General features: G+C 60.9%; 19 protein-coding genes. 1 reads left to right on the top strand and 18 read right to left on the bottom strand.

All coding sequences use genetic code 11. The annotated features are described in order from the left end of the window. Positions 1-24: 24 nt before the first annotated feature. Positions 25-459 carry a GtrA family protein gene (locus U5A67_RS01775; RefSeq protein ID WP_205981242.1) on the bottom strand — a complete coding sequence of 145 codons (435 nt, stop codon included), beginning with the start codon at positions 457-459 and terminating at the stop codon, positions 25-27. 17 nt (positions 460-476) lie between these two features. Further along, positions 477-1,412: a glycosyltransferase family 2 protein gene (locus tag U5A67_RS01770; RefSeq protein ID WP_321814304.1), complete on the bottom strand. Its 936-nt coding sequence runs from the start codon at positions 1,410-1,412 to the stop codon at positions 477-479. 1,203 nt (positions 1,413-2,615) lie between these two features. Here U5A67_RS01770 and U5A67_RS01765 point away from each other — a divergent pair. Then, entirely contained in the window at positions 2,616-3,848 is a 1,233-nt protein-coding gene (locus tag U5A67_RS01765) for a hypothetical protein (protein WP_321814303.1), read from the top strand. Between the two features lie 71 nt (positions 3,849-3,919). Here the strand turns inward: U5A67_RS01765 and U5A67_RS01760 are convergent, their stop codons facing one another. The 16 genes from U5A67_RS01760 to U5A67_RS01685 all read right to left on the bottom strand — a co-directional run bounded on the left by U5A67_RS01760 (position 3,920) and on the right by U5A67_RS01685 (position 24,424). Further along, on the bottom strand, positions 3,920-4,873 hold the full coding sequence (locus U5A67_RS01760) for a mannosyltransferase (protein WP_321814302.1): 954 nt from the start codon (positions 4,871-4,873) through the stop codon (positions 3,920-3,922). Next, positions 4,870-5,475, bottom strand: coding sequence for a histidine phosphatase family protein (locus U5A67_RS01755; protein ID WP_321814301.1), 606 nt, complete (start codon positions 5,473-5,475; stop codon positions 4,870-4,872). The genes U5A67_RS01760 and U5A67_RS01755 overlap by 4 nt, the downstream gene beginning before the upstream one ends. Further along, complete coding sequence (locus tag U5A67_RS01750; protein ID WP_321814300.1) at positions 5,476-6,657, bottom strand: glycosyltransferase; 1,182 nt, start codon at positions 6,655-6,657, stop codon at positions 5,476-5,478. 195 nt (positions 6,658-6,852) lie between these two features. Then, the gene (locus U5A67_RS01745; protein WP_321814299.1) at positions 6,853-8,727 is read right to left on the bottom strand and encodes a nucleoside-diphosphate sugar epimerase/dehydratase; all 1,875 of its coding nucleotides are present in this window, start codon (positions 8,725-8,727) and stop codon (positions 6,853-6,855) included. A 15-nt stretch (positions 8,728-8,742) separates the two neighbouring features. Then, a complete protein-coding gene (locus tag U5A67_RS01740) occupies positions 8,743-9,750 on the bottom strand; it encodes an MraY family glycosyltransferase (protein ID WP_415767583.1) in 1,008 nt (335 codons plus the stop codon). 21 nt (positions 9,751-9,771) lie between these two features. Continuing rightward, positions 9,772-10,734, bottom strand: coding sequence for an NAD-dependent epimerase/dehydratase family protein (locus U5A67_RS01735; protein ID WP_321814298.1), 963 nt, complete (start codon positions 10,732-10,734; stop codon positions 9,772-9,774). 74 nt (positions 10,735-10,808) lie between these two features. Further along, positions 10,809-11,948, bottom strand: coding sequence for a glycosyltransferase (locus U5A67_RS01730; RefSeq protein WP_321814297.1), 1,140 nt, complete (start codon positions 11,946-11,948; stop codon positions 10,809-10,811). Then, positions 11,945-12,829: an NAD-dependent epimerase/dehydratase family protein gene (locus U5A67_RS01725; protein WP_321814296.1), complete on the bottom strand. Its 885-nt coding sequence runs from the start codon at positions 12,827-12,829 to the stop codon at positions 11,945-11,947. Before U5A67_RS01725 ends, U5A67_RS01730 begins: the two co-directional genes overlap by 4 nt. A gap of 1 nt (position 12,830) precedes the next feature. Next, positions 12,831-13,862, bottom strand: coding sequence for a GDP-mannose 4,6-dehydratase (gmd, locus tag U5A67_RS01720; protein WP_321814295.1), 1,032 nt, complete (start codon positions 13,860-13,862; stop codon positions 12,831-12,833). 43 nt (positions 13,863-13,905) lie between these two features. After that, a complete protein-coding gene (locus tag U5A67_RS01715) occupies positions 13,906-16,476 on the bottom strand; it encodes a glycosyltransferase family 1 protein (protein WP_321814294.1) in 2,571 nt (856 codons plus the stop codon). Then, positions 16,460-18,214 carry a glycosyltransferase gene (locus U5A67_RS01710; RefSeq protein ID WP_321814293.1) on the bottom strand — a complete coding sequence of 585 codons (1,755 nt, stop codon included), beginning with the start codon at positions 18,212-18,214 and terminating at the stop codon, positions 16,460-16,462. The genes U5A67_RS01715 and U5A67_RS01710 overlap by 17 nt, the downstream gene beginning before the upstream one ends. A 54-nt stretch (positions 18,215-18,268) precedes the next feature. Further along, complete coding sequence (locus U5A67_RS01705; RefSeq protein WP_321814292.1) at positions 18,269-19,444, bottom strand: glycosyltransferase; 1,176 nt, start codon at positions 19,442-19,444, stop codon at positions 18,269-18,271. 41 nt (positions 19,445-19,485) lie between these two features. Continuing rightward, on the bottom strand, positions 19,486-20,601 hold the full coding sequence (gene wecB, locus U5A67_RS01700; RefSeq protein ID WP_205981258.1) for a non-hydrolyzing UDP-N-acetylglucosamine 2-epimerase: 1,116 nt from the start codon (positions 20,599-20,601) through the stop codon (positions 19,486-19,488). After that, a complete protein-coding gene (locus tag U5A67_RS01695) occupies positions 20,598-22,175 on the bottom strand; it encodes a polysaccharide deacetylase (RefSeq protein WP_321814291.1) in 1,578 nt (525 codons plus the stop codon). Before U5A67_RS01695 ends, wecB begins: the two co-directional genes overlap by 4 nt. Next, positions 22,172-23,560, bottom strand: a complete 1,389-nt coding sequence (locus U5A67_RS01690; protein ID WP_321814290.1) for a phenylacetate--CoA ligase family protein — start codon at positions 23,558-23,560, stop codon at positions 22,172-22,174. Before U5A67_RS01690 ends, U5A67_RS01695 begins: the two co-directional genes overlap by 4 nt. An 84-nt stretch (positions 23,561-23,644) precedes the next feature. Then, the gene (locus U5A67_RS01685) at positions 23,645-24,424 is read right to left on the bottom strand and encodes an ABC transporter ATP-binding protein (RefSeq protein WP_321814434.1); all 780 of its coding nucleotides are present in this window, start codon (positions 24,422-24,424) and stop codon (positions 23,645-23,647) included.

Below are 24,424 nucleotides of genomic sequence, written 5' to 3'. Positions count from 1 at the left end.
TGATTAGCGAATGGTCGGACGTTGCTAATTTTTATGAAAAACGAGGAATTTGGAACCTGTGAAATTGAGCAGCATGCCGGCTATCGAACCGGCTGCAACTGCAACCATCGGATGCCTCCAGGCAAACGCGACATGCAGCACGAGATAAAAATACGTGCCATTGTTAGCCGCCCAGCCTAGCGCATTCGCGAGGACATAACGCACCCACTCGTGATGCGCCGCATAGCGGCTTGCCCCGAATGTATATCGGCGATTCAGGAACCACGTCACTGTGACTGCGGCAGGAAACGCGATTGCCTGTGCGACCAGCGGGCTGCCAAACTGCGTCCACAACCCGACAATGGACGCATTCACTACCAGACCGACAATGCCGACAAGAGCGAAGCGCATGAACTGTTTGACGGACGGGTGCCGCAACGCTTCGCGATAGATCGCCCCCAACCCTCGAACTGCTGGCATGGTGCAGTGATCCCTCGTCAATCGTGGGATTCGATAAACGCCGGATGCTGCAAATAGGCGAGCATGCGAGTTTCCTTGCGTCCGCGCGAGACCGTGTCGAGGATAGTTCCTGTCACCACGCTACAAAAGGCCATCGTCATCAAACCCATCGCGAGCACGGCTGTCGGTAGACGCGGCACGACGCCGTATTGCACATATGTGTCGAGAACGGGCGCAGCGAGGAACAGCGAGGTCGCAGCAAAAATCGCGGACAATGCACCGAAAAACAGCATCGGACGTTCATGGCGCAGGAGCTTGAGAATCAGCATCAAGATGCGCCAGCCGTCGCGATATGTGCGCAACTTGCTCTCAGAACCTTCAGGGCGTCCGCGATAACTGCCCTCCCCGTGCGCAACGGGCAGCGACAGTTCGAGCGCATGAACCGAAAGTTCCGTTTCGATGTCGAAGCCCTGCGACAGCGCAGGAAACGACTTGACAAAGCGGCGCGAGAATACCTTGTAGCCGGACAGCATATCGCGCACGCGGTTGCCGAAAATGCGGCGGACCACACCGGTCAGCAACAGATTGCCAAAGCGATGTCCCCCGCGATAAGCGGCGTTTTCGACTTCACGGCGAACGCAATTGACAAGGTCATAGGGTCCCTCGAGTGCCGACGCGATCATTTGCCCCGCGACGCCTGCATCGTACGTATCGTCGCCGTCCACCATCACATAAAAATCGGCCTCTACGTCGCGAAACATGCGACGTACCACGTGTCCTTTCCCCTGCTGCGTTTCCGTCCGGACGATTGCGCCAGCGGCACGCGCAACTTCAGCCGTGCGATCCGACGAATTGTTGTCGTACACGTAGATCTGCGCGTCCGGAAGCGCCACGCGAAAATCCCGAACGACGCGGGCAATCGTCTTTTCTTCGTTGTAGCAAGGGACCAGAACAGCAATTTGTGGCTTCTGCATGAAGGACCAAACCAGTAATGTGTAGTTGGGCAAATCGTGCCGTCATCGAACCAGCACCATGTGCCAGATCAATTCGCGCAGGTTCGTCTTGTAAGGCCTGACTTACATGCATCAATGCCGCGGTAAGTTTATCGCCGAGATTGTGTGCCGCCATTTCCCCGCAAACGCAATCCGAGCAGCCGAATCCGCTTTGCTCGTCCCATAATGCCCGAGAGTCGCGATAAGACCGAATTAAGCGACGATCAAAGAAGATCGATCGATTACGAGAAAAGCTCGAAGCTGCAACCCCGTATCTCAGATATAACCGTATTCATTAGAGGATTAGCGCAGGCAATCTGACACTCCAGCAGACCTTACATTACAAAGTTTACAACACCGCTAAATCGTTGCGATATGTTACAGACTTCTTACCCAAGTCGGTCCAAAAATTCGAATGACGAAGGAAAATTCGCACTTCGCCCTCTGAAAACTACGCAAAACAACCACAACTACTGCTTCCCATGCCCGCTCACTGCGCAATATTATGGCCTGCGACTTTAAGCCAAAGTGATGGCACGCAGTCGTCCTCGCTCGGCTCCACCTGCGGTGGCGCCTTCGACAATTCAGCAGTGCCTGGCGTCGCTACCGGCCTCTCCATTTCGACCAGCTCGCCTGACGCACTCCCGCATGAATGACCGCGCGCATGGGATCATTGATCCTGCAACTGTGTGTTAGAAACTGTTGACGAGTCAATATCGCAGGCGACAATCCCGCTTCCAGGAGCTTGGGCAAGCTATTAACCCGGAACTCTTCGGACTTCATGAGGTTGCTGATCAGCTCTGCCTACTACTGGCGTGCTGCATCCAGTGCTCTGCAGCACCTGGCTCGGCGTCGCGCTCCAGAAGTCAGGAATACGCTGCTTCCACATCTTGTCTGGTGATCATCGGGACTTGTCTTTCACAGTTTTCCGAATTGATCCAACGAGTATATCCGGTCGAAATCGTCGAGTCGCGCATGACGTGTGTCAGCAAGACTCAATGCGATTCGTAGGCTGACCGCGCCCTCACCGCGCCGCCGACGATTCGTCAGTCACATCAAATTGCCGCCCCAATATCGCAGTGGTACAGTGATGCAAATAAGCTTCCTTTGCTCAAGATGATATCGATCGAAGCACCCACACGATCGTGATTTTCTCACCCTACATCCAATCGAATTCATTTCGCCATGAAAGACAAATCCCCCATTTTCTTTCTGCATATTCCAAAAACCGCTGGAACTTCGGTAACCGCCTTGATAGAAGATAATCTATCACTGACGGACTCATTCAAGCTCCAGGAAATTCGCGACTCATACTATGGAAATACGCTTGATTATGATTCACTGAAGAGTGCGCGTGCAGTATGCGGACATATCCCGCTCTGCATTTCTCACCTGATGGACCAACCCGTGCATACACTTGTATTCTTGCGCACGCCGGCGGAGCTCTCATTCAGCATGTTCAATCATCTCAAGCGAATCGGCGACATCAAAAAGGAAACCTCCTTGGCCGAATTCCTCGATTCGCCGTATGCCGAGGTGATTCTCAACATGCAGACGAAATGGCTTTCTGGACATCAGATTCCAAATATCCCCATTCCAATTGATAGACCACTATTAAATTTCGAAATCAACTTCGGAGCCCATCTCGATCATCTTTTTATCCCGATTGATGAACACTCTCTCATTCAGGCAAAATCAAATCTCGAGCGCATTTCATTTATTGGAATTGTCGAGAAAATGCAAGAATCCATGTCCGCACTGAAGAGTTATTTTGAGCTCAGTAGAAATCCAGTGGATTTTTCTAAAAATGTCGGCGGGCATGATAAAAAAATCGACGACGATATTCTGAAACAGCTAACCGAGCGAAATGGACTCGATAATCAGCTGTATGCGTTCGGCCGGGAGCTATTCGATCAACGAGTCAGCAATAAGATCTCTCGCGCATCTCCGCCCGAGCCAGCCAGAAAATCCTGGGTCGAACTGGATATGAATCACGCGATCCGTCATGACGGATTGCATCACAGAGAACTCTGGCCTCACTGGCACGGCGTGAGGTGGACGTCAGGCATTTCGAGCATCGAGTTGCCGTGCAAACTCGAGCCGTCTGTTGAATATAGCTACGAACTGGTCGCACTCACCAGCATTTCCAATCCAGACATCCAGACTACGCAACTGTTGCTCGACGACGTAAATCTTGACTACGATCTGCACTCTGGAACGGGCGTTTTCCAGTTTCGCGGCGTGATTTCCTCGGCAAGCGGAATGGATCGCCCGATGCTGAAAATTGTTGCGCCCTATGCCCAACGCCCATCGGACCAATCGAACTCGACCGATTCCCGATTGCTTGGTCTTGCAATCAAATCGTTCCGCTTAAAGCCCGTTAGAGCCTGCGCGATCGAGCCCCGTAGCCACGAATGATCTGACCAATAACCGCACGACATGCGGCACGCGATCGGCACAAGTGCAGACCGGTGTGCCGCGCGTCGCGCTTACTTCGGCCCGTCCAGATAGCGCAACAAAGGCGCGACGGCTTCGCTCATCGGCAATGCCGCGAACCTGGCCTCACGCGAGCTTGCCTGCCCCAATGCCTCGAGCGCACCTGCGCGAATCTGAGCAACATCGTGCGGATCGACCTGTACGCACTGCCCTTCCAGCATCTCGCGTGTCCAGTCGCTTTGCGACAGCAACAGCCGGCACCCCATCGCTGCTGCTTCCAGAGCAGACGTACCCGGAAAGTCCAGCGCCAGCTCGACGAACAGGTTACTGTGAGCCAGTGCCGACAAATGCAGTTCCGAGCCAAACGGCATCACAGGTACGAACGTCACGTTGCCGCCAGCCGCCTGACGGCAACGCGCGGCATAGTCAGAATCACGTACGGCGCCCGAAATCACGAGATTAATGTCAAGGTCGCGAAACGCTTCTATCGCCGCCAGTTGGTTCTTCTGCGGCTCGATAATGCCTGGCCAGATCGCATAGCGATCAAGACCGTACGATTCCTGGAACACCTTTGACACCTGCTTGCGCAGGAAGCGCGGCGAGATCAGCGGGGCAAGCCGGATCACCTGCTTGCCTTCGAGGTTGAGATAGCGCGCGAAATGCTCCTCTTCGGCCTGCGACTTGAAAATTACCGCGTCGAATCGCGCGAGCAGTCGCGCCAGCCGCTCCAGATGCTGAGGGTGCGGCGGATTCACGAACCACAGATTCGGCCAGAGGATCAGGTGGCGCCCCGACCCCGCGAGCGCGTCGACGAGCAACTCGGAGCCGTCCTGCATCGAGAAGTGGATCACGTGGTCGTACGCGCTCAGCGAACGCGACGTCGGTCCATAGATGTCGGACATCACGCCCGATGCGTTCAGAAACTCATTGAGCAGCAGGATTTCCTGTTCGCCGCCGCCTCGATAAAGAAAGGCATTGGGCGACGTCGTCAGCAAGATGCGTTTCATTGTCGGTCAGTGCAAGCCGTCAAAGGAATGTGCGTATAGGTCACCGGTTCACCGGCCTTGATGGTCGCGTGCAGCAGATCGCAATTGCCGATTGGGAATGCCGGGTACGCACTGAGGTCGAGCCCGAGCAAACGCAGCAGAATGGAACGCAGCGTGCCTTCGTGGCCAGCTACCAGCACGACATCATCAGCGGCCCAATTCACGGACTCGCGGTCGTACCAGCCAGTCATGCGTGCGACCATTTCTCGAAAGCATTCGCCTTCCGGGTAACGCATGTCCGGGCTCAGCCACGGCTGCCGGAAACGCGCATCCTCCGCCCACAGATCGTCGAGCGTGCGGTGGCTGTGCGCACCCGTGTTCAGTTCGGCAATTTCCGGGGCGATCTGCACCGGCCGATCGTTGCAATCGAGCGCTGCAACGGTATCGCGCGCGCGTGACAACGGTGAGGAGTAAACCCGCGTGAACGGGATACGCGCAAGGTTTTCACAGACGCGCCGCGCCTGTTCGCGCCCGGTCTCCGAGAGCGGGAAATCCTCGGCGCCGCACACCAGTCGACGCTCATTCGCCGTGCTGGCGCCGTGCCGCAGCAGATAGAGTTCCATTCAGAATCCGTAGGTGTTCACAATGCCCACGTCCACGTCGATCGAGCGGTCGCTCATATCGTCGGCGAAGGCGAAATTATTGTTGATCAGTTCGATACGCTCGCGCATGCGTGCGCCGATCGTCTCGACCGAAAAGCCACGCTCTGCGCGGTCGCGAGCATGGGCGGCCTTGTCCAGCCAGTTCGGATAGCGTTCTACCATGTCGGTGAACGCGCGAATCGCATCGTCCATGCTCGGCTCGGCCCAAAGGTCGTCGGCACGATAACGCGGGCGGTTGTGGCCGACAGCCTGCAGTTCATACGCGACAAGCCGCGTATCGGACACATCGCAAAACTCCATGTTGCCGGAATAACCCGTCACGATCACCGGAATGCCGCGGCTCATGGCATCGGAAATCGTCAGCCCGAAGCCTTCGGCGCGATGCAGCGAAACGTAGACATCCGTCTCGTCATAGAGTGCCGCCATTTCGGCAGGTTCAAAATGCCGGTCGATAATTTCAATGTTGCGATGCCGGCGAACGATTGCGTCGAGCTTTTCCGCGAGCAGCGGATCGTATTCGAGATTCTTGACCTTGACGAGCAGCTTGACCGCGGTGTTGTCTTCGAAGGCGTCGAGAAACGCGCGCAACGTGAACAGCGGATTCTTGCGCTCGGCATCGCTGTAGACGTCGAAAATCGTCAGGAAATTCAACGTCTCGAATGCCTCGCCGGCCTGGCGCGCGCGCATTCTGGGCGACACGGCCTGGCTTTCGATCGGATACGGAATCTTGATGACGGGGATGTCGGCGCAACGCGAAACAGCTTCCTGGCATAGCGCGGACGGCGTCCAGATCTCGTCGAAAAATTCCAGCTGACGCGCCCATTGAGCCGGGATCGTCTGCATCTCGTGGACCCAGTAACCGATGTTGTAAAAACCGTTGAGCGAGTCTTCGCCAAGCCGCGAAAAATACAGCGGCACGCGGCGCGCGTTGAAATGAAACAGGTTGACCTTGTGATTCAGCGACGCGAGCAGACGATCGTCGATCGTAGCGTATTCGACGATTTGCGAGGGCGACGGCCGCGACAGCAGATAGACGTCGAAGGGGATCTCAGACGCCTTGAGACAGTCGATATTGAGCGAAGCCACGCGCCCGATGCTGTCTTTAGCCTCGTACGGCCCAAAAAAATTGACGCCTTTTGTCATAAATCAGTTCTGCAATCCGTCATGCATGATGGCTACCCGAAGAGTCGGGGCCATGTGGAGATCTTCGGTTCGCGTATCTTTCGCACGCTGTTGATGGGCGCAACCTGGCACCCGTCATGGCGGCGCAAACGATCGCGGCGCCGCCATCAGTCAATTCAGCCCGCACTGGCGCGCAGGCCTATCGGCATGACCACCTCAGCCCGCAGACGCAACGTTGACGCTGCGCAGGCCCGGCGCAGGCGCCTGGTATTCGGGCACCCAGCGCCGCAGGTCGCGGCGGACTTCATCGTCGCCCGGAATGCGGTGCTGCATCAACCAGGGCAACAGTTGATCGATGAGTTCGTTCGGCACCTCGCGCGCGCGGGCGATGCGCAGCTTCGGGTGCGGAGTGCGGGTCGTCGTTTCGTCGTCTGCGAGCAGTTCTTCGTAGAGCTTTTCGCCCGGCCGCAAGCCGGTGAACACCACGCGAATCTGGCCGCCGCTGAAGCCATAAAGCCGGATCAGATCCTGGGCAAGATCTGCAATACGCACCGGTTGGCCCATGTCGAGAATAAAGATCTCGCCGCCCTCGCCCATGCTCGACGCCTGCAGCACGAGTTGCGACGCTTCCGGGATCGTCATGAAGAAGCGCGTAATTTCCGGATGCGTGACGGTCACCGGGCCACCGTTCGCGATCTGCTCCTGGAACTTCGGAATCACGCTGCCTGCGCTGCCGAGCACATTGCCGAAGCGCACGATCTCGAAACGGGTGCGATGCCGCGCTTCGCGTTGCAGCACGCTGCACACCATTTCCGCGAGGCGCTTGCTCGCGCCCATCACGTTGGTGGGGTTCACGGCCTTATCGGTAGAGATCAGCACGAATCGCGACACCTGGTGGCGAATCGCAGCTTGCGCCACGCGATAGGTGCCAAGCACGTTGTTGCGCACGGCCTGCCAGGCGTTCAGCTCTTCCATCAACGGCACGTGCTTGAATGCGGCCGCATGAAACACGATATGCGGCCGGTAGCTCTGCATGACCTTGTCGACCAGCAACGCATCCTTCACGTCGCCGATGGTAGGCACCACCGCCACATCGGGGAAGCTCGCGCGCAGTTCCTCGTTCAGACGATAGAGCGCGAATTCCGACAGGTCGAAAGCAATCAGTTGCGCCGGCGCGAACGTCAGAATCTGGCGGCACAGTTCCGAGCCGATCGAGCCGCCAGCGCCAGTCACCATGACCACACGATTGGCGAGCAGCTCGCCAACGTGCGCGCCGTCGATATGCACCGGATCGCGGCCGAGCAGGTCTTCGAGATCGATCACACGAATGCTCTTGAGCGCCGCCTGATCTTCGGCCAGCGACTTGATCGCCGGCAGGGTCAGCGCCTTCACGCCTGCGCGCACGCACAGCGTAGCAATCCGGCGATGCACTTCGGGTGAGGCCGACGGCACGGCGATGATCACGTGCTCGACTTTCATCTGCGCGCTCAGGCGCTGCAGGTCGTTGATCGAGCCGAGCACGCGGCAGCCATTGATTTCGCGGCCTTGCTTGACGGCATCATCGTCGAGCAGACCGACGAGCCGCCACTCGCCCGAGCGTTTGAGTTCGCGCACGAGATTGGCGCCTGCCGAACCCGCGCCAACCACGAATACCGGTTTGCCCTGCCCGACCAGGCCGCCGTATCGGTAGAACTCCTTGGCACTGCGATAGAGCGCGCGTGAGCCGCCCATCATGAGGAACAGCAGCATGGGAGAAACGAGCCAGACCGAGCGCGGCACGATAGGCTGCGGCTGCATCAGCGCAGTGCCGATCACGACCGCGAGCGCGCCGACGCATATCGCCTTGGCGATGCGCACGAGATCGGGCAAGCTGGCAAAGACCCACATGCCGCGATAGAGGCCGTAGCTGCGGAACAGTCCCGCGTAAGCGATCAGCACCCAGACCAGAGCGTGCATCCCGCTACGCAGATACGCCTCGGGCACCGGCCCATTGAAGCGGATGACGTAGGCAAGCAGCCACGATGCGGTGACCGCACACAGGTCGAAGGCGAATGCGCCCAGCGAGAGCCAACGGGCTTTGAACTTCTTCATCGATACAGAGCGCTCTCAGGATTCCACAAGACCGGACCGATGACGCGTCCAGCGCCTGTCCACAAATACCCCAGCCACTCCGAGGATCGCCATCCATGCGGCGACCGTCAGCCACTGCAGAACGGGAGAGAAGGACATCGCGAAACAAGCAGTCATTATGCCTGCCGCCATCAGCGAATACCAAATACGTGCCGTGCGGGCGTGTCCGCACCCCATTTGCACCATGCGTTGGTAGTAATGCTCACGATGGGCCTGCCAGATTTTCTCGCCGCGCAGCAGCCGGCGCAGCAAGGTAACAGAGGCATCCGCGATAAATGGCGAGAACACCAGCGCCGGAAACCATACCGGCCAGACGCCGCGCGCCCAGCCCCAATAGCCCAGCGCGCCGGCCAGAAAGCCCAGCGGGATCGAACCGGCATCGCCAAGGAATATGCGGGCCGGATGGAAATTGAATCGCAGGAAGCCGAGCGCCGCGCCAGCCGTGATGGCGCCAGCCAGTGCGAGCGGCACAGCGGCCGGACCGGCCCGCAGCGCGGCGATCGCGTAGGCGCCGAAGCCGAAGAGCGCCATGCCGCCGGCGAGACCATCCGAGCCGTCCATAAAATTGTAAAGATTGACAAGCCAGACCATCAAAAATGCCACGCCGCACAGCAGCCACCAGGGCGCCGCTGCAGGATAAAAGGTCACGAACACTGCAACGGCTGCGATATGCGCACCGAAGCGCGCCCACACGGGCAGGCCGCGACGGTCGTCGATCTGCGACAGTGCCGCGAGCAAGGCGAACAGCAGCGCAGCCAGCCAGAGCGACGGCGCCACGGCGACCGTCAGCAGCGCCACGACGGGCACAATGCCCCAGCCGCCGACGCGCGGCGTGGGGAGCGTATGCAGGGAGCGCTCGTTCGGCACGTCGATGGCAAGGCGCCAGGCGAGGCCGGTCTTGAGCAGGCTCCAGAGAATCAGCATGCACGCCGCGAACGCCGCGAAGGCGCTGCCGGTCACGTACACGATCGGGTTTTGGAACATGAAAGTCTCAACTAAAGCGTGTCAATGCGTCGCGCGATACCACGAGGCGGTTTCCAGCAGCCCTTGCTCCACGGTATAGGGCGGCCGCCAGCCAAGCGTTTCGGTGATGTGGCTACTGTCGACCCGCAACTCGTCGAGCAGACGTCCGACCTGCGCCGAGCGGCCCGTCAGCCGCCCAGCCAGGCGCAGCAGGCCCGGCGGCACCGAGGGAAAGCGGGCCGGCGCCTGGAGTTGCCACGCCAGCATGCGCGCCAGTTCGCTCACTGACAGATCATGTCCGTCCGAGACATGGAACAGGCCGCCAGCGGCACGGCGCTCCGAAGCGCAGTGCACGAGGGCATCGGCGAGGTTATTGACGAAGATCATGCTACGACGCGCCTCGATGCGCCCCAGCGGCAACGGCACACCCCGCGCGATCGCATTCATCAGCTGCAGGAAATTGGCGCGCACAGTCGGGCCATAAACCAGCGGCGGTCGCACGATCACGACTTCCAGGCCGCAGCCGCGTCCGTAGGCAGTGAGCGCGCGCTCCGCTTCGAGTTTCGAGATGCCGTAGGGATCTTCGGGTTGCGGCGGCACGAGCTCGCTGAGCGGCTCGCGGCCTTCGCTGGACTCGCCAACGGCCTTGATGCTGCTGACGAAAACAAACCGTCGCGCACCCGTTCGCCGGGCGGCGCGCGCGACGCGCAACATGCCTTCGACATTGGTTTCGCGATAAGCAGCCAGCGGGTCGATGGAGTGGTCGTTCATCACGTGCACGCGTGCGGCGAGATGAATGACTACGTCGCAGGCGAGGTCCGGCGGACAATGCTGCTCGACATCGGCGAAATCGTTCGCGGGCGCGAGCCATTCGGCCACGCCCGACACCACTGCCCCGCGCTGCCGTACCAACGCCGTCACTTGATCGCCGCGGTCGAGCAGTCGTCGGCTAACAGCGTGGCCGACAAAACCGGTCGCACCGGTCAGTAGAATGCGTTGAGTCATGAATCGCGGTCCCTGGCTTTCAGGAGTGGGTTGATGCGTTCATCCGGCACGCCAGGCGCCCGGACGACGCCCGATCAGCCTGCTCGCCGCGTGCTGGCGACTTCCTCGTACAAGGCGGCGTACTTGTCGCCCAGCGCAACATCCGAAAACAGCCGCTCATAGCGCTCCCGCGCTGCGGCGCCCATGGCGCGAGCCCGGCTTTCGTCGTTCAGCAGCGTGTTCACGGCGGCGGCCAGTTCATCGGGCGACTCGGGGCGAACCACGAAGCCCGTCACACCATGCTCGTTCACATACGAGGTGCCCGTGCCGATCTCGCAACACACCAGCGGCTTGCCAAACATCGCGGCTTCCACGAGCACCATGCCGAAAGCTTCCGAGCGCAACTGCGACGGCAGCACGAGACCACGGCAACGCTGCAGCAGCGCCTGCTTTTCGACGTCCGAAACTTGCCCGGCGAACTGCACGTTGGTGACGCCGCGCTCTTTCGCCAGTTGCTGAAGCCGCTCCATTTCCGGCCCCGATCCTGCGATCACGAGACGCGCGGGAATCGAAGGCGCCGCCTCGATCAGCGTGTGCAGTCCCTTGTAGTAACGCAGCACGCCAAGCGCGAGAAAAAACGGTTCATCGCCGAGAGAAAGGCGCGCGAGCACATCGGATTCGCCTGCGCCCCCGGCTTGCGTGGCGTAATCCGCGATACCCAGCGGAATCACCCGCACACGTTCGGGATTGACGAACTGCGTGAGCACCGGACTCGTTTGCGCATAGGCCGGCGAAGTCGCCACCACAGCCGACATCGAATCCAGCATGCGCCGCATCAACGGTCCATACAGCGCACCCAGCAGCCGTTGCCGCACGACGTCCGAATGGTAGGTCATGACCGCCGGCTTGCTGCGCTCGCCAAGCATGCGCAGCACATCGCCGAACGGCCAGGGAAAGTGAAAATGCAGCACATCTGCCCACGCCGCCCCTGCCCGGAACTGCTGCAGCGCGTCCAGCCCGCCCAGATCGCACGAGGCCGGCGCGGCCCACGATTTCGAGCGGTCGACGCGCGCTTCGGGATACTCGATGCTACGCGGCGAAGGCGTCGGCGACAGCGTGAAGATGCGCGGCTCGACGCCGCGCACACGCGTCGCAAGGCAGATCTGGCGGATGGCTTCTTGCAGACCGCCCGGCGGATCGGGGAAGTACGTGCGATAGACGTGCAGCACCTTCATGCTTGATACATCCAGCGCAAGGTGTCCTCGAGGGAAATGCGTTCGAGCGGGCCAATCGCGGCTTCAAGCTTTTCGTTGGAGCCGCGCAGATAGCGCACTTCCCCGTGGCGCACGAAGGCCGGATTCACCTTGACCTCGATGCGATAACCGGCCATGCGCTCGAGCATCTCGATCGCTTCGCCCAGGCTATGCGCCGTGCCCGAACAGACGTTGTACACCTCGCCGGTGCCTGGCAGCGCCAGCAGCTTCGCGTACGCGTCCACGACCATGCGCACGTCCGAGAAGTCACGCGCGACGTTGAGCGCGCCGAGTTCGATTTCCGGCGCACGGCGGCGGAAATGATCGACGAGCTTGGGCAGCACGAAACGCGGCGACTGGCCCACGCCCGTGTAGTTGAACGGCCGCACGAAGGTGATGGGCAGGCGATCGGACCAGAGCCGCGCCATGTATTCCATCGCCACCTTGCTCACGCCATAGTCGTTCGCGGGCGCCGGCGGCACCGCTTCGGTCAGCGGATCGATCGCCGTATTGCCGTAGATGTTCGCGCTGCTCGCGATCATGATGGAGCGCAGGTCGTTACCCGACTCGGCCAGCGCATCCAGCAGATTGCGCGTGCCGACGACGTTGGTGCGATACATCGTATCGACGTCGCCGTGCGCCACGAACGCGATCGCCGCGAAGTGCACGACGCAGTCGGGACGCACCGTGTCGATCACTTCCGCGATTGCGTCGCGGTCGAGCAGATCGCACTGATACAGCCCCGCCTCCGGCGCGCCCTGGCCATGCGTCATGCCGCTGACCTGGTAGCCCTCGCGACGCAACCGCTCGGCGAGATAACGACCGGTGAACCCTTGTACGCCGGTAATTAAAACGTTCGGCATATCAGAACGAAGCGCCCTTCTCGTTGCGACGCAGGTCGGCTTCGACCATCATCGCGCACAGTTGTTCGAGCGTGGTTTGCGGCTTCCAGCCGAGTTCGCGCGTGGCCTTTGCCGGATCGCCGATAAGCAGGTCGACTTCGGCCGGGCGATGGAATTTCGGGTTGATGCGCACCAGCGTCTTGCCGGTTGCGGCGCACACGGCCGTTTCATTCTCGCCTTCGCCGCTCCACGTCACCGTGATGCCCGCGGCCTTGAACGCCATCGTCACGAAGTCGCGCACGGTTTCCGTACGGTTGGTCGCCAGCACGTAGGTGTCGGGCTTGTCGGCCTGCAGCATGCGCCACATGCCTTCCACGTATTCCTTCGCGAAACCCCAGTCGCGCTTGGCGTCGAGGTTGCCGAGTTCGAGCGTATCGAGCAGGCCGAGCTTGATCTTCGCAACCGAGTCCGTGATCTTGCGCGTCACGAATTCACGGCCGCGCAGCGGCGACTCATGGTTGAACAGAATGCCGCTGCAACCGAAGATGTTGTACGACTCGCGGTAGTTCACCGTGATCCAGTGCGCGTAGAGCTTGGCGACGCCATACGGGCTGCGCGGATAGAAAGGCGTGCTTTCGATCTGCGGCACTGCCTGCACCTTGCCGAACATTTCCGAAGTCGATGCCTGATAGAAGCGGATCTTCGGATTGACGACGCGAATCGCTTCGAGCAGGTTCAGCGGACCCACGCCAGTGATCTCGACGGTCGTGACCGGCTGGTCAAACGACACGCCAACGAAGCTCTGTGCTGCGAGGTTGTAGACCTCGGTTGCGCCGGTGGTCTGCAGCAGGCGGATGCTCGACGAGAGATCGGTCAGATCGTATTCGACCAGATGCAGATTCGGATGATTCTGGATGCCGAGTTCCTCGATACGCCAGAAGTTCACCGAACTGGTACGACGGTAGGTGCCGTAGACCGTATAGCCCTTTTCCAGCAGCAGTTCAGCGAGGTAAGCACCGTCTTGGCCGGTGATGCCGGTGATGATTGCGATCATAAAAAACTCGACAAAAAATTAAGCAGTAATGGGGTGAATCAGATCATGCGTTGTTTGCGTGGTTCATAGAACGCGCATCCAAACCGATCTGCTCCAGAAGTTGCGCAGTGCTCTGCGCCCACGTTAGCCAGGGCATGCCGCTGGAGTCGGGCACATTTCCGAGGCGCGACAGGTCCAGCCAACGCTCGATGGCGTCTGCCAGATCCACACCCTCGTTGGCTTTGAACCAGTAAGCGTGAGCGCCCGCGACTTCGCGGAACACGGCGATATCGCGCGCGACGATGGGCAATCGATGCTGCGCGGCCTCGATCAGCGGCAGTCCGAAACCTTCGTATTCGGAAGCCGCGATCAGTGCCGAGCTGGCGCCATAGACCTGCCCCAGATACTCATCGCTGACACCGTTCAACCAGAAAAGACGCTTGCCGAGTTGCGCATGCGTGGTGATGCGCTCGACCATCGACTCCATCTGCCAGCCGACCTTGCCCACGATGACGAGATTCACATCGGCGCCCTTCGCCCACAGATGATCGAAGGCGTCGAGCGTTTGCGCATAGCCTTTGCGCGGCTCGATCGTGCCGACCATCAGAAAGCTCGGGCGCTCGCCGATCGCGCCCAGCACAGCAGGCGCGTCGTCGGGAAGGCCGCGCGTCGGCACGCTGCTGTCGATATCGGCGCCCAGATGGAAGTGGGTGATTGCCGGCACGCGTCCATGAGCTTGACGCTGCTGCTCGAACCAGTGACGCACGTCGACCGCGACGGCTTCGGAAATGCACACGAGGCTGTCCGCTTCGGCAGCCAGGGCATCGATCCAGTGCGTGAAGGCGAGCGTCATGCCTTCGGTGTGCCAACGGCGATCCATCAACGGCGTCAGATCGTAGACGACGTAGTGGATATGCACACCGGTCTTGCGCATGTGCTGCAGCGTCTGGGTGAACGCCGGGAACAGGTGCGCGGTCAGATCCAGGCCAACAAAAATATCCTGTGCGCCAAAGGTGACCGGCACATCCTGTACGTTTTCGTCCGACTCGCCAAGGAAGCGCGCAATGAACTTGTTCGCGTATTGCAGTCCCTGACCGTCCGGCGTGTAGACCGGCTCGACCCGGTATCCCGGCGGCGGGTTCTTGAGCAGTTGCAGCAGAATGCTGCGCACCACGCGCTGGATGCCAGACTTGGCATCGCGCATCACAAGTTCCGAAATATCGACGAACAACTGGCGCTCGCCATTGAAGGTGCGTACCAGCTTGTTGTTCGCGTCCACGGCGCTGCGCAGCTTGGCCAAATCGCCCTCTTCCGGCGTCAGCGAATCCTGTTGCGCGAGATGTGCAACGATCGCGTCGTAATTGCCATCCTTCGGCGCCGCCGGCTGTGCACGGAACGCCACGCCGTCTTGCGCAAACGCCTTTTCCAGCGCGTCGAGGGCGAGCACCGCAGAGCGTTCCCAGCTAAATCGCGCGGCCGCCGTGAGGCAATGCTCGTGCAATTTCGCGAGGAACTGCTCGTCGGTGAGTGCCTGCTGCATTGCACGCGTGATATCCGGTACGGAGCGCGGATCGAACAACGCGTCGTCGCGGCCAACCACTTCGGGCAGGCTGCTGGTATTCGAAGCGATCAGTGCGGCGCCGCAAGCCATGGCTTCCAGCACAGGCAAACCAAAGCCCTCATACAGCGACGGGAAAACCGAGAGGCGGCACAGACCGTACAAGGCCACCAGATCTTCTTCTGGCAGATAACCCGTGAGTCGCAGTTCCCGCTCGCTCAGACCAGCCGAGCGCGCCTTGTCGACGAGAACCTGGTGCATCCCTTCCGGCAAGCGGCTACCGATTACCAGCTGGAGATCGGCGCGCAACCCATCAGGCAACGCTGCGTACGCCTCGATCAGACGATCGAAATTCTTGCGCGGGTCGAAACCGCCGGGCACGTAAAGAACGAAGGGCGAACTGATGTCGTACTTCGCCAGCACCTGTTTCGCGGCCTCTTCGTCCAGGTTTGCCGGGGCGAATTCGCTGGTAATGGCCGCCGACACGTTGACGACGCGGTCTGCCGGGACGTCCAGCTCCGTCATCGCTTCCTGGCGCGAATAATCCGAGATGGCGAGCATGAAGTCCGAGCGCTTGAGCGCCGCGAACTTACTCATATAAAACTCGCGATACTCCGGCGAAGCGAGATACACATCGCTCATCACGTACGGAATCAGGTCGTAGAGCGTGACCGCCGTGGGAGGCGTGCGCAGCCCGGACGCGACGCCCGTGTTGGCCTCGTCCCCCCAGCCCTCGAACAGGCTGGACAGATGGACGACGTCGGGCTGCAACGCCGCCAGCACCTCCTCGCGCGCCAGTTGCGCGGCCTGCTCGCGCCATTCGCCGCCCGCGCTCATCGCAGCCGTATTGGGCGGACACGCGTAGACCAGGATGCGGTCCTGCGTCAGCAGTTCCGCAAGGGCATTACGCAGAACGGGCACCGTCTCCGGAAACTTACCGTTCAGGACGACGTACAGTTCATGGCCGCGACGTTGCCCTTCGCGCAGCATCGCGCGCGCAAGCGACAAAGAATAACGACCGATACCACGAAACCGGCTTTCACATTGAGCTGATTGGAGGTCAATTACTATTCGCATCTTCGCGTTTCTCCCGGTATTCAACCTCTGTTTGTCGTGCAGTAATCGTGCACGCACCAATGGCCACACCCAGCAGCCGTTCCCCGTTTTGCATGGTGTTTTCCGGCAGCGTGACGCGAAGGGTGACTTCGACATCGTCCTCGCCTGCTGCCGCTACTGCGTCCAGCTCAAATCCGCTCCAATCCGCGCCGACCTGTATCCCGGTCTTCCATGGCGCACCATTCATGTCGATATCGACCGTAGCCGCGCTCAGCGCGTGCCACAAAAAGTGCAATTGACCCGGCTTCATGCGGAAACTGCATTGCGTGCTGGTCCACACGAAATAGCGGAAGGGGTCCGATTCTATGGAAAAGAAACCTTCGCTCCGAGCTATCAGCTGTGACAGAACGACTGCTTCTTCAAAATTCGCCGCGAGGGAATCCTCGAACGACACGTCGCGCAACGCCAGGCCGCGATCGTCGATCACGCTGCCGTCCGTGCGCCGAATGTTGTCGATTGTCACGCGACTGAGCGCGTCGTCGCCTGACTTCGGAACCACGATCTGGAACGGCTTCCAGTGTTGCGCTATCTCGATCTGGCGGGCAATCAGCTCGCCGTTGACACTGATGTCTGCAGTACCGCCTGCCTCCATCCGCCATAGACCACTGATGATACCGGGCTCGCTATCGAAATGCGCAAATCCACGGGTCCATGCAAATGCCGAAGCTCCGTCGCGCTCCATCGTCCGGAAGCCGCCGGCCACGGGCGCACCGGCCGGGCTTTCCAGCAGTTCTTCATAGACGCGGACCAGATCGCCGACCACGTTGTTCCATGTGTAATTGGCGCCCGCGACGATGTTGGCGAGCGCGGCGTGCTTGCGCCCTTGCGCGCAGCCTTGAGCGATCGCCTCACTGATGCCGTCGATATCGTCCCAGCTCACGTATTGCGCGCCGTCACCGAAGTACTCGTAGGTGCAGCCTTCGTTCGTCACCACAATCGGCGCACCGCATGCAAACGCTTCAAGCGCGGCGAGGCCGGGCGTTTCGAGCGTGCTGGGCAGTGCGAAGACCGAACAGGCCGCATAGGCCGAGCGCAACTCGTCGGCATCGTGCGGGATCGGACCCAGATACTTGAGCTGGTCGCCGCCTTCGGCGAAGCACAGCTCGGCGTATTCGGTATCGCGAATATGCCCGGCCAGCACCAGCTTCAATTCCGGATGCTGCTTCATCGCGCGGATCAGATTGAGCTGATTTTTTCGCGGCTCGATGTTGGCGACGTTTAAGACGAAATCCTCAGATATCTCAAATTTTGTGCGAAAGATTTCCGCATCGGTCCGCACGAGAAATTGACGGTCGATGCCGTTGTAGACCGTGGCGAACTTCTCTCGCTCGATATTGAAAACGGTCGCCAGCAGATCGCATTCCGCATTTGAATTGCATACGACCCGGTCGGCCAGAACGAAAATCAGGCGGATCTCGTCGTACGGATAGTTGTCCTTCGTCTCTTGCGTGATCCACAGATTGGGCGACACCACCAGCGGCATGCCAATGCGCTTGATGAAGTTGCAGAAATGCAGCGACCCGCTCATGCAAGAGAAAAAATGCACGAGACCGTGGTCCTTGAATTTCGGCGCCCACATGTCGAGCAGCGTGACATCCACGCTGTGTTCCGGCAGATGCCGGTGATACTGCATAAGCTGCACTTCCCCACCACCAGGAGTGTGAAAAGCCATCGGGTAGGTGTTGAATAATACTTTCATGGGGAATTCGTGCTGTTTGACAGGTCTATTTATCAGCTGATTATTAAATACTACTCATCGTCCAGCGATGGTGCCCAAATCGATGTGCTCCAGCATCCGGTCGATGCGCGCATCCCAGGTATTATCACCCACGAACGCACGTGCCTCGCCCGCGCTCAGGCGGCCTCGGCCCAGCTGCTTTTCAATGGCGGCCACAAAAGCCTCAGGCGTCTCGCCCACTTCGAGCCCCTCGAAGTTGCCGCTCGTGAAATCGAGCGGCGTCGAGACCACCGGCAATCCAGCCGCCAGATATTCAAAGAACTTCATCGGAAACATTGAACGGGTGTAGCCGTTCAGCAACGTCGGCAGCAAGCCCACATCCGCGCCGCGCAGGCAGTCCGGCAAGTCCTCATAGCGCCGGTAGCCCAGAAAATGCACGTTGGGCAGCGCCTTCAGGCGGCCGACCCATTCGCTGCGCTGCCCTTCCCGTTCCTCGCCGATAAAGATCCACTGCCACTGCGGGCGCAAACGCGCGGCCGCGTCGATCAGCGCAAAGTCGACCTTGAAGTCCGACAATACGCCGTGATAGACGAGGCGCGGCGTGCCCAGCGCGGCAATCTGCGCGGGCACCGGCCGGTTCGCATCCATCGCGCGGCCGAAATGTTCGGTATCCACAACGTTCGCGAAGAAATGCGTATTCGCGTTAAAAGGCGCGCATTTGTCGCGCAGCGCGCCCGCCGTCGTGAACACTGCATCGCAACGCGTCAGCAGTTGTTGCTGCTCGGCGTCGAAAGCGTCGACATCCACGCCCGGAATCGCGGCCAGATCGTCTACACAGTGATAGACCATCGCACCGCGTTGCAGATGCTGCACCGCATCGAGCATGAACGGATGGTAGGTCCACACGACCGGATCTTTGAACCGGCGCTGCTTCGCAAATCGCTCGATGCCGCGCCGCAACAACCATTGATTCAGACGGCGGATCATCGGCCGATGATGTGCCGCTGGCATCATCAGCGGCGAGAGCACCCAGATGTTCGGATCGCGCTGCGGCGGCGCGAGAAAGTTCGAAACGAGGCCGCTCCACAAACGCCGCGCGATGCGCTTCCAGTCCTTGCCGCTCGCGATTTTCGGCGCGCGCAGGCCGGGACTTTCTACATACAGCACACGCCAGCCGCGACGCGCGAGCGCCTGCGCCGTGTGCTGCTTGTTGGTCCAGTAAGGCTCGTCCCAATCCGCAGTGGAAAACAAAATACAGTCTCGCGGCGCACTGTCATGCCGATCCTGCCCGCTCACCCGCGCGCCTCCGCCGCGTCGAGCAGACCGGCGACGATACGTTGCGCGGCGTGTCCATCGCCATACGGATTCGCACGATTACGCAGCGCCTCGCGCCGCGCCGGATCGTCGAGCCACGCGCGCGCGGCGGCTTCGATGCGCGCCGGGGTCTGCCCTGCCAGCGTCGCGAAACCGGCATCGACGCCTTCGCGACGCTCGGTGTGACTGCGCATGACGACGACCGGCACGCCAAACGTTGGCGCTTCTTCCTGAATGCCGCCCGAGTCGCTGAGCACGAGCTCGCTCTTGCTAATGAGATAGAGACTCGACTCGTAATCGACGGGGTCCATCAGACGCAGATTGGCGACTTCACCTAGCTCACGCATCACCGGCTCGCGCACCGCCGGATTCAGGTGCACGGGAAATACCCAGCGATGGCCCGAATACTGCCCGCACAGGTCCTTGAGCATCTGGCAGATGCCGCGCAAGGTATCGCCGAAATTTTCGCGACGATGGCAGGTAACGAGCACCTGAGGCGTGCCGTCGGCGGCCCAGTCCGATTGCGCGAGCGCCGGCGGCGCCGAAGCCCAGTTGCGGCGCGCCAGTTCGATCGCGTCGACGACCGTATTGCCCGTCACGATGATGCGCGCGTCGTCGATACCTTCGCGCAGCAGGTTTTCGCGCGAGAGCGCCGTCGGCGCGAAGTGCCGCGTGACGATCTGCGCGAGCAGACGGCGGTTGGCTTCCTCGGGAAACGGATTTGCGAGATCGCCGGTACGCAGCCCGGCTTCCACGTGCGCCACCGCGATGCCACGATGAAATGCGGCAAGACCCGCGCAGTACGCGGTCGTGGTGTCGCCTTGCACCACGACCCAATCGGGACGCTCGCGCTCGAGCACGGCGTCCATTTCCTCGAGAAGCCGCGACGCGAGAATGTTCAGTGAACGGCCGGGACTCATCGTGTCGACGGTCACGTCAGGCGTAATGCCGAACGATCCCAACGCCTGGTTCAGCATTTCGCGATGCTGGCCGCTTGCGCACACGATCGTCTGAGCAACCGGCTGCAGCGCGCGAATCACGGGCGCGAGCTTGATGACTTCCGGGCGTGTGCCGAGTACGACCATGATCCTCATCGTGCGAACCCCTCCGTGCCTGCAGCGATACGTTCGCCGCGATAGTCGAGCGCGAACGGCAGCGTGCTGGCCGCCGCTTCTGGTGCGACGAAACGGAACTGCGCGCCATCGTCGACGATCTGGCACGCACTCTTCGTCACCAGAAAATCGAGCGCGGCGTTTTCGTCGAGGAACAGCGGCCGGCGCGCGCGCGCGCGAATCCAGGCAATCAACTGCTCGTGGGCGCCGATGCGCTCTTCTTCGGTGCGCCAGCCGTACTGGTAGCGCGGCGAAAACGGATGATCGAGATAGCCGAACAGCGTGTTCGTTTCGAACGCGAGATCGAACGCTTCCTTGAACACCGCGAGCGGATCTCCTTCGACGAGCATGCAATCGCCATGCAGCATGGTCTGCTGGCTATGGCCGATAAAACCTTCGGGCATGTTCGCGAGCGCGCCGCCGCGCGCGATCAGGAACTCCGGATCGTTGCGGATGATGCCGCCCACACAGCCTGCATAGCCGACGTCGGCGAGTGCCTGCAGGGCGTAATCGGGGCTTTGATGAAAAGGCGAAACGGCGTAGCGCACGCGCTCGCCCGACACGTCCGCGATGCGTTGCATCGATTCCGCGCCTTCTTTGAACGCAGCTTCGTAACTGCCGCCCCAATTGGGCGCATGCGTGGCGGTGTGCGACAGCAACGCCGTGCCGGATGCCGCAGCGAATTCGCGCAGCATCGGGTAATGCGTATCGTCGTGCAGATTCGAGGTGTGGATCGCCAGCGAGAACGGCACGTTCAGGCGCTGGTACGTCTGCCACAGCGGGCGCGCCGATTCGATATCTTCGTCGCAATCCAGACGCGACGTGATCGCCGCATCGTAGCCGGCGGGAATCTCGCTCACCACGGGCTGGCACGGCAGCGCTTCAGCGCGATGCCCCGACAGGAAATTCTCGATAAGCCGCCATTCGAACGAGTCGCACGGCCCGACATCGCGATTGAACCAAAGCACGCTCGCGTTCGGCAGATCGAACAGCGCGGCGTAGGAAAAACAGCGCTCGCCGCCGATTTCAACGGAGGCGAGGCGCGCGGCTTCGGGCACGTCGACAGGCTCGCGCACGGACCAGATGGAGCCGTCCGCGCGCAATGCGCCGTAGCCGAGGTTGTTCCATTCGTCGGTGAAGTCGAAACGCTCGAACGGACGGCGCCACGCGCGGCCACCGAGCGCAGCAGCCTGCGCGGTATAGACGACGCTCGCCGCGCTCTGCGCGTATTGGCGCGACGCGGCAGACGCACTGCGAGCGGCGTTATCGAATTGCTCGGGCCACGTGCGCGCAGCGCAACCGAGCTTCCGTGCGAGCGCGTGCGGCAGGCGGCCGAACACGACGAGCTTGGACGCGCGTGTTTCCAGCCACGCAACCAGCGCATCGCCCCAGGCGTCGGGTGCATCGACGGCAAACGCCAGCACCGGTGCGCTGTTCGCGCCCAGCGCCGCGCGCGAGAGCGCGTTGGCCTGCGTGCGCGTCACCGAGCGCCGCACGGCGGCAAGCACGAGATTGCCAGCCTGCGCCGACAGTGCGGGATAGAAGACGCCGATCATGCGCTCACCACATGACGGAATTTCGCGCGGCGGCCGACGCGAACGAAGGCATCGTGGCCGACGTATTCGATCGTGAACGCGTCCTGCCAGTAGTGGCGCAGCTTGCGCGTGGTGTCTTCCTCCGTCGCGTGCGGTTCGAGCACGATGCGCAAGGTCGGCGGCGAAGTCCGCAGGTCGATCTGGAACTCCTGAATCCCGCCGACGCGATGGTCGAGCATGTCCTGAATGTGGTGCGTCGGGTGCGCGACGCCGTTGATCGGCACGACGTCGTGAATGCGCCCGACCACATCGGTCAGGAAGAAACCATTGGCACGTTCTTCGACACGGGCGAGGTCGCCGGTCGCGTAACGAATCAGTGGCATGAGGCGGTTGCGATAACCCGTTAGCACGAGTTCGTGCGCGCCATCGGCGCGATCGCCCGCGCCTGCCGGACGGCTTTCCGGCCAGCCTTCGGAATCGAGAATCTGGAAGCCGTTGTCGTGCCCATCGACTTCATACGCGAGCACACCGAGTTCGGCGAGACCATAACGGTCGATGACGCGGCAACGCAGCGCGCGCTCGATCACTTCGCGTTGATGCGGCTCGAGCATTTCGCCGCTCGACTCGAATACGGTGAAGGCCTTGTCGCTGCCGTATTTACGCTCGATATAGCAGGCCAGCGCGTACATCGTCGACGGATGGCCGTGCGCGAGCCAAGGCTTGCGCCGCTTGAGCGTGCGCCACATTTCCTCGAGCCCCGCATCGTCGATACGGTCGAAGAAGATGTTGCTGCGGTTCATCGCAAAGCATTTGAAGTCTTCGCGCGACGGCCACTGCGGCACGACCGCATCGGGGAAACGGCAGGCGAAATGCAGCTCGGAACGATAGCCATGCTTGCCGATGCGCTGGCGTGCATAGAACGTCACCGCCGACGAATAATCGGCCGCTTCCTGATCGTAGAAGATCGTGCAGGACAGGCCCGTCGAGCCGCCGGTCTTGCAGGCGTGATGACGCACTTCTTCAAGCGGACGCGAAAAGAGCCGCGCGCCCTGCTCGCGAATGATGTCCTTGGTCAGGAACGGCAGTTCTTCGAGATAACGCGGGTCCTTGGCTGCCTTGAGCGGATCGAACTGCTTTTCGCGGAACAGGTCGCGGTAATACGGCACGTGTTCGCCAGCGAATTGCAGGATGTCGCCCAGACGCGTCTGCGCAATTGCGCGTCGCTGTGCGAACGGCTGGCGATACCAGCTGCGCAGTTCCGCCACTTTCGGGCGCACATTGCGCTGCTCGCGGCTCTCGGCGATCGGATAGGCGACATAGGCGCCCAGCATTCCCTTCAACAGCCGGAAGGGTTGATGCAGGAACAGCGACTCGCCGTAACGGACGAAAGGATGATCAGCGCGCATGGAATACATGCCTTATTCGAGCCTCAGATGGCGAGCTTGGGGGAAATGAACGGCTTTTTTGCTGCGGCGCGACAGCCGAAGCTGTCACGCGGCAGAACGCGTGTCTGCGGACGCCGGCTGGGACGCTGGCGCGAGATCGGCCTTGAGGACCGGTTCGTCGGCAACGATCTTGCCGTGTTCGAGACTGATCTTGCGCGTGCAGACGCGCTCCACCAGCGCCGGTTCGTGGCTCGCCACGACGACGATCGACGCGTTGCCAACCAGCGTTTCGAGGCGCTGCGCGGCTTTCGCCTTGAAGTCCGCGTCGCCCACGCTCAGCCATTCGTCCATGATCAGGATGTCGGCTTCGATGCTGGTGGACATCGAGAATGCGAGGCGCAGCATCATGCCGCTCGAATACGTGCGAACCGGCAGATTCAGATAGTCGCCGAGATCGGAAAAATCGGCGATTTCGTCGATCTTGCTGCGAATACGCGCCGGTTTCAGACCATCCAGAATGCCGCGCAGATAGATGTTCTCGAAACCGGTTGCGTCCGGATCGAGACCCATCGAGACGTCGAGCAGCGAGGCGATCCGGCCACGCACCTGCAATTTGCCGCGCACTGGCTCGTAGACGCCTGTGAGCGTGCGCAGCAGCGTGGTCTTGCCCGAACCGTTGTGACCGACGAGACCGATACGCTCGCCATCCGAAAACTTGAAGCTCAGTTCGTCGATCGCACGCACGATCGTGTGACGACTGGCGTCCTGACCGATCCGGCCGCCCGTCGTCAGATTCAGCATCGCCTTCTTGAGCGAGCGATGCGAATTTTCGTAAATTGGGAACTCGACTACGATCCCTTCAGCTGCAATGGTCGAACTCATGAT

It is taken from the genome of Paraburkholderia sp. J69-1, assembly GCF_905220255.1.
GTDB lineage: Bacteria > Pseudomonadota > Gammaproteobacteria > Burkholderiales > Burkholderiaceae > Paraburkholderia.
The sequence above is the reverse complement of the archived record's forward strand: the minus strand, read 5'-3'. Positions and strand labels throughout refer to the sequence as shown.